The following is a 12096-nucleotide window of genomic DNA, read 5'->3' on the forward strand; positions in this document are numbered from 1 at the left end:
GCGCACCGTACTACTCGGAATCGAGGACGGTGAAATCGGTCGCTAAAAAGGGTGACGTGCCGAGGAGGACGAATCGGTACTGACCGGGACCGAGTTTGCCAGCGACGTTACCTGATTGCCGTTCGAGGCCGGATTTCGACATCGTGACATTCTGTGTGTACAGATCACCCGAACCGACTTCTTGTGCGCACATCTGGTAGTATCTGTCTTTAGTCCACGCGACGTGTCGCCATTTGCCGTCCGAAAACCGCTGTATCGCCCACGGATTGTTGCATCCGAGAACGATTTTCGAATCACTCGTATTGGTCACCTCGAACTGGATTGTATCTCCAAGATTGGCACTTTCCTGCCGAGGACGCAGTTTCATATTGTCGTGTTCGTAGACAATTCGGTCATCATCTTGGTAATCGGCCTGCGATTCGTCCTTCGAGAACTGCGATTTGAAACCGAGTGTAGTTCCTGCGACACCACCGAGGAGGGCGACCGAACCGGATGCAATGAATGTTCTTCGTTTCATGTGTTGGAGGGGATTACAGCCGTAAATCCTAATTTGAATAATATATATTTTCTGTTTGAATTTGGTAATGGAAATTTAATCCAGACTATGTGAACCACCAGTAGCCATTTGCCGATAGGGAACGTGAAAGAGATGGATGTACGAGCGAATCCTCCTGCCCACGGACGGGAGCGACGCCGCGGACAGAGCAATCGAACAGGCCCTCAATCTGGCAGAAACCTACGACGCGCGGCTGTACGTCATTTCGATAGTTGACCAAACAGCGATTCCGCCGGACGTTCGGGCAGATATACTGTATGAAGAGCTACAGGAGGAAGGCGAGCGGGCGGTGGACGACATCGAGCAGAAAGCGAGAGACGCGGGAATCGACGTTCGAACGTCGATTCCCCGCGGAACGCCGTACAGGGCCATCCTCGACTTCGCGGACGACCATGACGTAGACCTCATCGTGATGGGAACGCACGGGAGACGCGGCATCGACCGCTACCTCCTCGGAAGCGTGACGGAGAAGGTCGTTCGCCTCTCCGAGCGACCGGTGCTAACGGTTCGAATGGACGAACCGTCGTAAAATCCGCGAATAGTCGATAATCTCGCGTTTCAAGCGTTTAAGCCCGCGTTTCCGGTCACAAGCTTTTGATGGATGCTACCGTAGAGCGTGACGGGTAGTCGAGAAAATGAAAGACACAATGAACGATTGGGGCGGATGAACCTTTTCGAAAGCCTTCGAATCAGTTGGCGAAACATCCGCGAACACAAACTTCGCTCGACGCTGACGACGCTCGGCGTCATCATCGGCGTGGCCGCAGTCATCACGTTCGTCACGCTCGGCGCAAGTTTGCAGGCGGACATCATCAGCACCGTCGCGGGGGGAAACGCCGCGACGATGTACGTATCGGCGCAGTCGGAGAGTGAAACCGGACTTCCGGACATCGGAGACGGAGGGCAAACAGTTCTCACGGAACACGATATAGACGGAATTCGGTCGTTGCAGGGAGTCGAGGCCGCCGTCCCCGAAAGTGGCGTTGCGGCTTCGACCGTCGAGTTCAACAACTCGACGGTCGGGCGACAGTGGGTCGTAGTGACGACGCCGCCGTATTTCGACGTGAGAAACCAAGACTTCATTTCGGGCGGGTCGTTCCAAAGCGGCGAGCGGGAAGTCGTCTTGAACCGCCCGGCGGTGAGCATGTTCGGCGAGGAAAACGTCACCGTCGGGGACAACATCACCGTCACGCGCGCCGCGGGCGGGGAGCGAGTGAACGCGACGGTGGTCGGCATCGTCGAACCCACCGACCAGTCGGCGCTCGGCATCAGTGAGGGTGCGTCACCGCAAATCTACGCGCCGACCGACCCGTTCTACCAGCGGACGGTGTACAGTCCCTCCGCGAACGAGAACCAGCGCGTGTATGGACGTGCGCTGGTGCTGGCCGAAAGCCCATCCCAAGTCGATGCGGTGCAGGGGCGCGTATATACGTATCTCGGGGAACAGTCCGACGCACGGGAACTGAAATCCGATAGCTATCGGTTCAAAGTTACGACACAGGACGAACTCGTCAATCAGGTCAGACAGGTAAGCAACACCTTCACGGCGTACATCACTGGTATCGCGCTCATCTCGCTGGTCGTCGGCGCTATCGGCATTGCGAACATCATGCTCGTCAGCGTCACGGAACGAACCCGCGAAATCGGTATCATGAAAGCCGTCGGAGCGCGGAACAACGACGTGCTCCAGTTGTTCCTGTTCGAAGCGGTTCTGCTCGGCCTGTTCGGGTCGGCAGTCGGCGCACTCGTCGGACTCGGCGGCGGATACGTCGCCGCTTCGATTATCGGCCTGCCGTTGGCGTTCCGCCCCGAGTGGTTCGGTATCGCGGTCGTAGTGGGTGTGTTAGTCGGCGTCCTCGCGGGAATCTATCCCGCGTGGGACGCCGCCCAGACAGACCCCATCGACGCGCTGCGATACGAATAATTTTGATTTTTGTGCGTTCGGGCCGCGACGACCGTCGCAAGCAACCGTTACCGCGGCGTGAACGAACACCTAGCATCACTTCACAATCAGTATTCGACGGTATCATCCGGATAGCCACTGGATAACAAAGAGTGAATCCTGCGATAGTTTTCTCGAACGAGAATACCGCCGCCACGCGTTCTTGAGCGGCCGCTCGGATTCCACCCATGGCCAGCCATCAGACGGATTCGAAAACGACGCCGGAATCGCGCGGACTTGGATACGAACTGCCATGGCTCGTTCCGGGACTGCTGGCCGGAATCTGTATTCTTTATTTTTACGTGAGTTCGCATTCGTACCCGTCGTTCGGCGCTGGACTCTACCTCCACATCGCGGAACGTATCGTCGAAAACGGATACGCGCTCCCCGAAACCATACCGGGGTACACCGCCGATGGGGTGCCGTTCGCGTACCCACCGCTCATGTTTTACGTTTCTGCGGTACTACTCGACGTGACCGGACTCGACCCGTTTACCATCGCGCGGTATCTTCCTGGACTGGTCAGCATCGCGTACCTGATTCCGCTGTACTTTTTCACGCGCGATTTGCTGGGGTCACGCCCACAAGCGTCCTTGGCGACGCTCATCGTCGCCGTCAGTCCGCCGGTTTTGCAGTGGCACATCTCAGCCGGAGGCATCGTTCGCGCACCAGCTCTGTTGTTTTCGCTCATCGGACTTTACGCCGGATTACATCTCTTTCGGGAACAGAATACGAGGTGGCTCGTTCCCGCGCTCGTCGCCTTCACGCTGACGATTCTCACCCATCCGATGTACACTATTTTCTTCGTGATGAGCTATCTCCTGCTGTACGTTCGGTTCGACCGGTCGCTCAACGGTTTGCTCCGAGGACTGTTCGTCGGCGTCGGTGGCGTTCTCCTGACGACACCGTGGTGGAGTTCGGTACTGGTCGCACACGGTTCGACCGTGTTCACCGCCGCGGCGGGAACGCACGGCGGAATCGGGAACACGATTCCGACGCTCGAACGACTAGTCGAACAGCAGTTCAGCGAATCGCCACTGTTGTCGGTGTGGCATCTAACCGCCATCGTCGGCTGTCTCTGGTTAGTGTTGAAACGCGAGTATTTCCTCCCAGCGTGGCTGTTGCTCATCGCCGTAACAATCGAGGAAGCTCGATTCATATTTCTCATCGCGGCGCTCGTGAGTTCGCGGTTCGTCTTCACCGGACTCGTTCCGTGGCTTCGACGAGAATCGTCGGGAATGCTTGGCCGGGAAGAAATCGTAACGCTCTCAGTCGTGGTACTGGTCACCATCAGTCTCAGCGGCGGCGCGCTGTACGCGACAGGTGGGCTGAATGCCCACGCCGGAAGCCCGTCGCTCCCGCAGTTCGTGACCGACGGGGACGTGGAAGCGATGGAGTGGACGAAAGAGAACACCGACCCATCGGCGGAGTTCGTCGTTCTCGGTGATGCCGCGGAGTGGTTCCCACAGCAAACGGACAGAACGATGTTGGTGGCTCCGTGGGGCGTCGAATGGAAAGGGCACCAACAGTACAGCACGCAGTTACGACAGTTCCGCCAACTGTCGCGGTGTCACAGTTCTAACTGCCTGACCGTGCGATTGATGCAGATGAACGTCCATCCGGATTACGTCTACATCCCGAAGGGCACCTACACGGTTCGCGGGATGCAGCGGGAACAGCCGAGAGAAATGGTGTCGAGGATGGTGACATCGCCACAGTATCACCTCGCGTTCGAGAACGAAGATGTCGCCATCTTCAGACTGTCCGACGGCTGGCATCCACCGAGGCCGGGAACGGCGGGGCCGGTTCCAATATAGTCGGCGACGAAAATCGACTGATAACCGTGGTTCACGGCTCGAATCCGGCCACCGATGGACAGGGCTTTTGCCCGATGACTGCCAACTGTAACCGATGCGCTTCGCAACCGGAGCAGTCCTCCTCATCATCGTCGCCGTCCTCGCGGGTGTCGGCGTCGTCGCGTTTACGGGAGACGACGGCGGAACCCTCTCGGAACGCTGGGTGAGCGACACCGGCCGAGATATGAAAGGAAATCATCACGCTCCGGCGGCGGCCACGATTGGAAATCAATCGTTCGTCTTCGCACCGATTAGCGACCGAGGAAACGGAACTGGATGCGGCCTATTCGCACTCAATGGCGAAACCGGGGACACCGTCTGGAAATACCAAGTTCCGCCCGCAAACTGCACGATTCACGCCGTCGCCGACCCGACCGTCTCCGATTTCGACGGCGACGGCACGCAGGAGGTTCTCGCCGCGAGCACGGAAGAGCGTGTGACAGCCTACGACGTACTTTCGGGAGACGAAGAGATGCGACACGAACTCGATGAGTACGGCTACACGAAACCGGTAGTTGCGAACCTCACAGCGGATTCCGAGCCGGAAACCGCCGTCGTGGACGTACAGGGACAACTCTCGCTCGTCCGAACGAACGGAACCGAACTCTGGTCGCGGGATTTGGGCGGCATGGTGTGGGCACGCCCCATGGCGGATGATTTCGATGCGGACGGCAGCAACGAACTCGCGGTCGGTGTCACACCCGGAGGCGGTAGCCACGTCCGTCTGTTGGACGGCAACAACGAAACCGTCTGGAAAAACGACGACATCACCGGCTCCGTTCTCTGGATGGGTTACGGACAAGCGGACGACGACCCCGCGATTGAGATTTCGGTTGCGACCTCGGACGGCGAAATCGTCGTTCTCGATGGCGCTGACGGAAGCGTCGAATGGCGGCGGTCGGTCGGCGACCTCGCCGCAGTGCACGACATTACGGACGGAGACGGGGACGGAACTCCGGAAGTGTACGCCGTCTCCCGCGAAGGCACGCTGTTCGCGCTCGACGCGACCGACGGGAGCGTCGAGTGGGAAACCTCGCTGACGACGGAAACGCAGATGACGCCGCCGCCAATCGTCGGCGACGTGGACGGCGACGACGAGACGGAAATCGTGGCCGCCACGAACGACGGAAAGGTAACCGTCGTCGCGCCTGACTCCGGAAACGTGTTGGCGACCTACGAACGGTCGGTGCCAATTTACACCCATCCGGCGCTGGCGGATTTCGACGGCGACGGTGCCGAGGAGATATACGTCATCTACGGCGACGGGCGGGTCGTCTCGCTCTCGTACGAATCGTAAGTGACGCGTGTGGAAGCGGTACTGGAACTTGCCACGAGGGCATGAATTAAGCCCCTCCGCACTGTACGACAGTACGGATTTTTGTCCTCGTACGGTGAAATTATGTCAGGAACAACCACAAATCCCGAAAAGCTCCGCGTCGGCGTCATCGGCGGTGGCTACATCGGCACGACAGTCGGTAGACAGTTCGAAGAAGACCCACGTTCGACGGTCGTCGCGATTGCAGACGTGAGCGAACCGGCCCGAGACGAGGCCGGAGATACCCTCTACGTCGGTCAAGGTTCGCGGTACGAAGAGTACACCGAAATGCTGGCTGCCGAAGAGTTGGACGCGGTTCTCATCGGAACGCCGCACGTCTTCCACTACGAGCAGACGATGGCCGCGCTGGACGAGGGACTTCACGTCCTTTGTGACAAACCGCTTACGACCGACCGCGGGAAGGCCCGCGAACTCACCGAGCGAAGCGAGCAGAGTGACCAACTGCTGATGGTCGGCTATCAACGACACTTGAATCAGGCGTTCATCCGGGCGCGAGAGCGATGGGACGAGACGAATCTGACGCCGCGGTTCATCAGCGCCGAAATCACGCAGAACTGGATTTCCCGGTTCGAGGAGACGTGGCGAACCGATCCCGACCTCTCCGGTGGCGGCAACCTCTACGACACCGGCAGTCACCTCATCGACGCGGTTCTGTGGACGACCGGGTTGAAACCGACCTCGGTGCAGGCGGAGATGAAATTCGCCGACGAGGAAAATCGGGTGGACGAACGCGCACAGCTCATCGTCGAGTTCGAAGGCGGGTCGTCTGCCAGCATTTCAGTGTACAGCGATGCGCCGTGCGTGCGCGAGCACATCCACGTTTGGGACGACGAGGGCGCGCTCTATCTCGAAGGAAGACAGTGGGAACCGCGTCAGTTGACCGAAATCGAAGAGGACAGCACGACCGTCATTCCGTACATGGACAACCGAGTCCACGAGAGCAAAGCCGGAGCGTTCATCGACTGCATCGAGAGCGGGAAGGAACCGCCCGCAACCGCCCGCGATGCGTTCGCCGTGACTGCGCTGACCGAGGCCGCATACGAATCGGCGCGAACCGGCGAACGGATTTCGATAAATTTGGACTGAGAGCAGAAAAGCTATCTGACGTAGTGGGCCGCAATCCACGTCAGTAGGCCGAGCAAGACGAAGGGGATGATGGTCAGCAGGTGGGACATCGCAGAAATCAGCGGTTCCCCCGACCACGGCGTCCAGACGACAAACAGGACGATAAAGAAGAGGAGAATGACCATCGGGACGATGTTAACCGAGATGTCGAGGAGGGTTTCGCGGTCGAACACGACGTCGGATTCCGATTCGGGGTTGGCTTCCGTCTCGGCCATCAGTTATCATCCTCCGTTGATTCGCGCTCGCCGTCAGATTCGCTTTCCCCCTCCAATTCGCTATTAGCCGTTTCGCCACCGTCCGCCAACGCTGTCTCGCGTTTCTTCTCGAACCACGTCCACTCCGGTGATTCCATTCCGTCGGCTTTGAGATTCCACGGGTCGCCGTCCTCGACAACTGGGCCTTCGAGCCACGATTGGACGATGTTCCAGATGAAGATGAGTTGACCGATTGCGAGGATAACCGCCCCGAGGGTCGCGACTTGATGCCACGTCGTGAACTGCGGAAGGTAGGTCACGTATCTGCGCGGCATGCCGCCGTAGCCGAGGAATATCATGGCGAAGAACGTGACGTTCGAGCCGATCATCGTCAACCAGAAATGCCAGTGGGCGAGTCTCGTCTGATACATCTTTCCGGTGTAAATCGGGAACCAGTAGTAGACGCCTGCGAACAAAGCGACCGCGATGGCACCCATTACGATGAAATGGAAGTGGCCAACGACGTAGTAGGTGTCGTGAAGCACCAAATCCACGGGAATAGACGCCAGAAAGACACCTGTGACGCCACCGATGATGAAGTTCTGGACGAACCCGACACAGAACAGCATCGGCGCAGTCATCCGGAGGTTTCCGTTCCACATCGTCGTAATCCAGTTGAACACCTTCACGGCACTCGGAATCGCAATCGCCATCGACACTGCCATGAAGCTAACGCGAATTCGCGGGTCGATTCCAGTGGCGAACATGTGATGCGCCCAGACGCCGAACGAGAGGACGCCGATTGCGAGCGTCGAGTAGACGACGAACTTGTAGCCGAACAGTTTTCGACCGGAGAAGCGCGGGAGGATGAGGCTAACGAGACCCATCGGCGGCAGGACGAGGATGTACACCTCGGGGTGGCCGAAGAACCAGAAGAGGTGTTGCCAGAGGAGCGGCCCGCCACCGCCGTCCACCGCGAAGAAGGTGGTACCGAAGTTTCTGTCGAGCAAGAGCATGATGAACGCACTGCCCAACAGCGGAAACGCAAACAGGATGAGCCCTGACTGCGTGAGCATCGTCCACGAAAACAGGTCGAGTTCTGGCCATCCGATATCGCGTTCGGTGAAGATGGTAGCGATGAAATTTATCGCCCCCATCGTCGCGCTGATACCAGAAAGGTGCAGGCCAAGAATCATCAGGTCAGTCGCGGGGCTCGGCTGTTCCGCCGAAAGCGGTGTGTACATCGTCCAGCTCGTCTGCGGGGCTTGAATACCCGTTCCCATCGCCGCGAGCGGGAAGCCTATCCAGACGAGAATTGCGGCGGGCGGCAGGAGCCAGAACGCAATAGCGTTGATGCGCGGGAATGCCATGTCGTCGGCCCCGATGAGCAGCGGGATGAAGTAGTTCGCAAACGCCGCAATCATCGGCGTTCCGAACAGGAGAAGCATCGTCAACCCGTGCGTGGTGAGTAGCGCGTTGTAGAACCCCGCCTGCATGAGGTCGATGTCGGGAGCAAGGAGTTCGATTCGCATCAGAAGAACACCCAATCCCCCCCAGATGAACGCGATGAGACCATACAGGCCGTACAGCATGCCGATGTCCTTGTGGTCAACCGTCGTCAACCAGCGAAGGATTCCGCTCGGTTTCTCTGCGTATTCGACGCGTCGCTCTTCGACTTGCCCCAACCCCCCTCCCGCGGGCGTGTACGACCGCCAGTCTTCGACCCGGAGGACGAAGAACAGAACGGCGAGTAAGAACCCACCCATCAGGACGGTGAGCGCCAAGTCCATTGGTAGCGCTGCCATCGTACTGTAGTTGGGCGGAGTGGGGTAATTCCTTTCGGTGAATTGTCATTTGTTTCGGGGAGGATAGCGTCCAATCTATTACCTGAATTGTGTGCGACGGGAGGAGTTCGAAAATCCTGAGTGAAATTCGAGTTACGGAATTTCGATAAACCATGATGGCGCGTACGTCGGCAGGCTTGAGGCAAGCGAGATTTCTCCGAAATCTCGAAAGCGAGCGGTGTAACCGCGAGTCACGCCGAGAGCCTGCTGATTTCCGCGCGAGGGATGACCGGAATGAGTGAAACGAATGATGGGAATCGGTTGGGGAGGCATGTAGTTTGCGGTGCGGGGCGGTTTGCGGTATGATTGGAGTCGTGATTTGCTGAAACACTGTACAATCAGACGAGAGTGAGCAAATCACGACTCCAAATACCGCCTCCGCACCGTAGTCTCCCCACACCTCCCCGCCAGCGCGGAAGTACGCTCGGTGTTCGCTTCGCTCACCCCTCACGCGAATCACGCTGGCGCACCCTTTCGGCTGAACAATTAAGACCTCACCCAAACCCAGTTATCGTGAGAAAAACACACGGTTCAGAAGAGCCACGAGAAAGAGGCCGATAGTTACACCCGCGCCGACGAATAGGCCGTACAGTGCAATTCCAACAACGGTGCCACTGGAGGATGGCAGTTCCAACAGGGCAAAAGTCGCGGAGACGACGAACCACACGCCGAACCAGAGTTCAGGTCGGGCAGTGGGACGACCATCGCCACGAGAGGCCCACTCGTTAATCTTCGCGGCGGCGAACAGGTACAGCGTCACACCCCCACCAGTCAGAGCTCCCGGCCACGCCGCGTCTCTCGTGTTCCACAGGAGAATTGTCAGCGTGGAAGAAATGGTGACGAACACCATCGCCCACAGTTTCGGCTTTCGGGCGATATGCTAGCCCTGTCCCTTCGATTCGACGTCATGCGATCTAACGACAACGCAAGTGATAATAAAAATTACCAGAATTTGAGGTTTCGCTTCACCGCTTCGCGCTTGAGTTCCTGAATGTGCTGGGTCAGCGGGATGTCCTTCGGGCACACCTCGGTACAGGAAAACTGGGTTTGACAGCGCCAAACGCCGTGTTCTTGGTCCATGAGGTTGATTCGGTGTTCCGTCGCCGCCTCGTCCTCGCGTTCGTCCATGGCGAACCGGTAGGCCGTGCTGATGGCCGCCGGGCCGAGGTACTGATTGTCCCCCGCCGCGATGTTGCAGGAAGACATACAGGCACCGCACCAGATACAGCGCGTGGCCATCTTGATTTCCTCCCGGTTCTCGCGCGATTGGCGCTGTTCAACCAATTCGTCGTCCGGAAGCGAGTCGGTCTGTAAAAACGGCTCTATCGCGTGCATCTGGTCGTAGAAGTGTTCCATATCCACGACGAGGTCTTTGATGACTTCCTGATGCGGAAGCGGTTCGACCTGTATCGGTTCGTCCAGTTCGGTGACCTGCGTTTTGCAGGCGAGTTGTTGGCGACCGTTGATGAACACGGCGTCGCTTCCGCAGATGGCCTGCCGACAGGAGTGGCGCACGGTCAGCGTCGAATCGAACTCGTCGCGGGCGTAGAGAAGCGCGTCCAACACGGTCAGCCCGCGCTCGTATGGAACGTGAAAATGGTCGAATCGCGGCTTTTGCTTTTCCGGAACGTCCGGGTCGTACCGGAACACCTTGAGGTGAACCGTGTCGGCCGAGGTTTCTTCTTCCGCCCGGATTTCGGCTTCGCGTTGTTCCCGCCGTCGTTGCCGTTTTTCCGCCATGCGACGTTCCTGCGGCGATTGGCTGGCCCGGAACTCCTCGGCCTGCGTATCCTCCATCGGTTCCTCCGCTCGCATCTGTCCCTCCCCCTCGGACTGCTCCGCTTCCTGTTGACTCACTGGAAACCCCTTCTAAGTCTCTGTCGGGATGAAGAACAATAAACCTCGTCACCGCCGCATGCTCTTCGATAGCGTTCGGCCAGTATCAAGCACCGTGAGTTCTATTCACTGGATACGGCGCACGACAATCGCCTCGACGACGATGTCAACCACCAGCGGTCAATCGTTGAGGCGGTCTTTTTGGCGCTGAAACAGCGGTGCGGCGACACGCTCCGGGCGCGAACGTGGGTCGGACAATTCCGAGAGGTCGTTCCGAAAACGGCTGTGGAAAATTTTGAACGTGCTCTCTAACTTTGATCAGTACGGAGGATGTCTGTTGCAGAAGATATGCCAAGGCAACGTGGACAGGTGAGTCTCCGATTCAGTATCTATCCGACACTTACAATACGTCAAGTATCCACCGGGTCAGGTTTATCACTACGAGCACTGCCCCTTCGAGCCGACCTAACTTTCCTTTCGTTCCGAGGAGTACGACGGTGAGCACGGAGAGGCCAAGCAGCCAGATTGTAGTCCCAACGGCAGTCTCGACGACCTCGATAGGCGTTAGCGTCGACGTGATACCTAAAATGAACAGTGAGTTGAACACGTTGCTCCCAATGAGGTTGCCAGCGGCAATATCGCCCATTCCTTTCCGGGCGGCAGCGGCGGAGGCGACGACCTCCGGGGTTGACGTGCCCACTGCCACGATAGTCTCCCCGATGACCCACTCGGAGAGCCCCACCGCCGCAGCAATGAACACCGCCGACTCCACGAGGAAGTGCGCGCCAACGACGATGATGCCAAGCCCGCCGACAAGAAGGAGGGCCGTGTGCCACGTTGTCGCACGTTCATCAGTCGGCGGTTTCACCGGTTCGTCCGGTCGGATAAACAGGATGGCGAGATAGCCGACGAACGTAACGAGAAGGACAATCCCATCGAGACGGCTCACTTGGAGGTTCCACAGAAGCGCCAACATCAGCAATGCCGAGAGTATCATTGCCAATCCGTCCCGGCGAACCATCCGAGAAGAACTTCGAACGCCGACGGCGACAGCGATTCCGCCGAGAACGACCCCGATGTTGAAGAAATTTGAGCCGACGACGTTCGCGACTGCGATATTACCATTTCCGACGAGCGCGGCGTCGATACTGACGGCAGCCTCCGGTGCCGAAGTTCCCAGCGCGACCACCGTGAGACCGACGACAAGCTCTGAGAGGCCGAAGCGACGTGCTACCCTAGCTGCATTGGACACGAATACTTCCGCACCGACCCACAAGGCCCCGATGCTCAGACCGAACGTGACGAGTGCAATCAATCCGCCGTCCGTCATCCGCCCACACACCAGGGAATGCTCGTTCCTATCACACTTTTACAATCACCATCCCATAGTTCAATAAACTCTTGGTC

General features: G+C 58.3%; 11 protein-coding genes and 1 pseudogene. 6 read left to right on the top strand and 6 right to left on the bottom strand.

Annotated elements, in window-relative coordinates:
* Positions 1-10 precede the first annotated feature (10 nt).
* Positions 11-517: an immunoglobulin-like domain-containing protein gene (locus BW974_RS19425; protein WP_076432035.1), complete on the bottom strand. Its 507-nt coding sequence runs from the start codon at positions 515-517 to the stop codon at positions 11-13.
* Positions 518-653: 136 nt separating this feature from the next.
* On the opposite strand from BW974_RS19425, the gene BW974_RS19430 reads away from it, so the two are divergent.
* The 5 genes from BW974_RS19430 (at position 654) to BW974_RS19450 (ending at position 6776) form a co-directional block, all read left to right on the top strand.
* Positions 654-1085: a universal stress protein gene (locus tag BW974_RS19430; RefSeq protein WP_076432037.1), complete on the top strand. Its 432-nt coding sequence runs from the start codon at positions 654-656 to the stop codon at positions 1083-1085.
* Between the two features lie 135 nt (positions 1086-1220).
* Positions 1221-2480: an ABC transporter permease gene (locus BW974_RS19435; protein ID WP_076432039.1), complete on the top strand. Its 1260-nt coding sequence runs from the start codon at positions 1221-1223 to the stop codon at positions 2478-2480.
* 206 nt (positions 2481-2686) lie between these two features.
* Positions 2687-4315, top strand: coding sequence for a glycosyltransferase family 39 protein (locus BW974_RS19440; protein ID WP_076432041.1), 1629 nt, complete (start codon positions 2687-2689; stop codon positions 4313-4315).
* A gap of 94 nt (positions 4316-4409) precedes the next feature.
* Complete coding sequence (locus BW974_RS19445; protein ID WP_076432043.1) at positions 4410-5651, top strand: outer membrane protein assembly factor BamB family protein; 1242 nt, start codon at positions 4410-4412, stop codon at positions 5649-5651.
* 102 nt (positions 5652-5753) lie between these two features.
* Positions 5754-6776, top strand: a complete 1023-nt coding sequence (locus tag BW974_RS19450) for a Gfo/Idh/MocA family protein (protein WP_076432045.1) — start codon at positions 5754-5756, stop codon at positions 6774-6776.
* Between the two features lie 11 nt (positions 6777-6787).
* On the opposite strand, the gene BW974_RS19455 is transcribed toward BW974_RS19450, so the two are convergent.
* The 4 genes from BW974_RS19455 to BW974_RS19470 all read right to left on the bottom strand — a co-directional run bounded on the left by BW974_RS19455 (position 6788) and on the right by BW974_RS19470 (position 10650).
* Positions 6788-7030, bottom strand: coding sequence for a DUF6684 family protein (locus tag BW974_RS19455; RefSeq protein WP_076432047.1), 243 nt, complete (start codon positions 7028-7030; stop codon positions 6788-6790).
* Positions 7030-8775: a cytochrome c oxidase subunit I gene (gene ctaD, locus BW974_RS19460; protein ID WP_076432289.1), complete on the bottom strand. Its 1746-nt coding sequence runs from the start codon at positions 8773-8775 to the stop codon at positions 7030-7032. Before ctaD ends, BW974_RS19455 begins: the two co-directional genes overlap by 1 nt.
* Positions 8776-9361: 586 nt before the next feature.
* On the bottom strand, positions 9362-9703 hold the full coding sequence (locus BW974_RS19465; RefSeq protein WP_076432049.1) for a hypothetical protein: 342 nt from the start codon (positions 9701-9703) through the stop codon (positions 9362-9364).
* A gap of 92 nt (positions 9704-9795) precedes the next feature.
* A complete protein-coding gene (locus tag BW974_RS19470; protein ID WP_245800208.1) occupies positions 9796-10650 on the bottom strand; it encodes a succinate dehydrogenase/fumarate reductase iron-sulfur subunit in 855 nt (284 codons plus the stop codon).
* A gap of 144 nt (positions 10651-10794) precedes the next feature.
* Here BW974_RS19470 and BW974_RS26645 point away from each other — a divergent pair.
* Positions 10795-11001: pseudogene (locus BW974_RS26645) on the top strand (IS5/IS1182 family transposase); the annotation flags it as partial.
* A gap of 88 nt (positions 11002-11089) precedes the next feature.
* Here the strand turns inward: BW974_RS26645 and BW974_RS19480 are convergent.
* Positions 11090-12019, bottom strand: coding sequence for a calcium/sodium antiporter (locus BW974_RS19480; RefSeq protein ID WP_076432051.1), 930 nt, complete (start codon positions 12017-12019; stop codon positions 11090-11092).
* Positions 12020-12096 lie beyond the last annotated feature (77 nt).

Source organism: Haladaptatus litoreus, assembly GCF_900156425.1.
Taxonomy (GTDB): domain Archaea; phylum Halobacteriota; class Halobacteria; order Halobacteriales; family Haladaptataceae; genus Haladaptatus; species Haladaptatus litoreus.

What these genes read in the sequence shown, in the direction of transcription:
- BW974_RS19430 (WP_076432037.1), top strand. Translation starts at nt 654, where the DNA reads ATGTACGAGCGAATCCTCCTGCCCACGGACGGGAGCGACGCCGCGGAC.
- BW974_RS19470 (WP_245800208.1), bottom strand. Translation starts at nt 10,650, where the DNA reads ATGGAGGATACGCAGGCCGAGGAGTTCCGGGCCAGCCAATCGCCGCAG.
- BW974_RS19425 (WP_076432035.1), bottom strand. Translation starts at nt 517, where the DNA reads ATGAAACGAAGAACATTCATTGCATCCGGTTCGGTCGCCCTCCTCGGT.
- BW974_RS19455 (WP_076432047.1), bottom strand. Translation starts at nt 7,030, where the DNA reads ATGGCCGAGACGGAAGCCAACCCCGAATCGGAATCCGACGTCGTGTTC.
- BW974_RS19440 (WP_076432041.1), top strand. Translation starts at nt 2,687, where the DNA reads ATGGCCAGCCATCAGACGGATTCGAAAACGACGCCGGAATCGCGCGGA.
- ctaD (WP_076432289.1), bottom strand. Translation starts at nt 8,775, where the DNA reads ATGGGTGGGTTCTTACTCGCCGTTCTGTTCTTCGTCCTCCGGGTCGAA.
- BW974_RS19435 (WP_076432039.1), top strand. Translation starts at nt 1,221, where the DNA reads ATGAACCTTTTCGAAAGCCTTCGAATCAGTTGGCGAAACATCCGCGAA.
- BW974_RS19450 (WP_076432045.1), top strand. Translation starts at nt 5,754, where the DNA reads ATGTCAGGAACAACCACAAATCCCGAAAAGCTCCGCGTCGGCGTCATC.
- BW974_RS19465 (WP_076432049.1), bottom strand. Translation starts at nt 9,703, where the DNA reads ATGGTGTTCGTCACCATTTCTTCCACGCTGACAATTCTCCTGTGGAAC.
- BW974_RS19480 (WP_076432051.1), bottom strand. Translation starts at nt 12,019, where the DNA reads ATGACGGACGGCGGATTGATTGCACTCGTCACGTTCGGTCTGAGCATC.
- BW974_RS19445 (WP_076432043.1), top strand. Translation starts at nt 4,410, where the DNA reads ATGCGCTTCGCAACCGGAGCAGTCCTCCTCATCATCGTCGCCGTCCTC.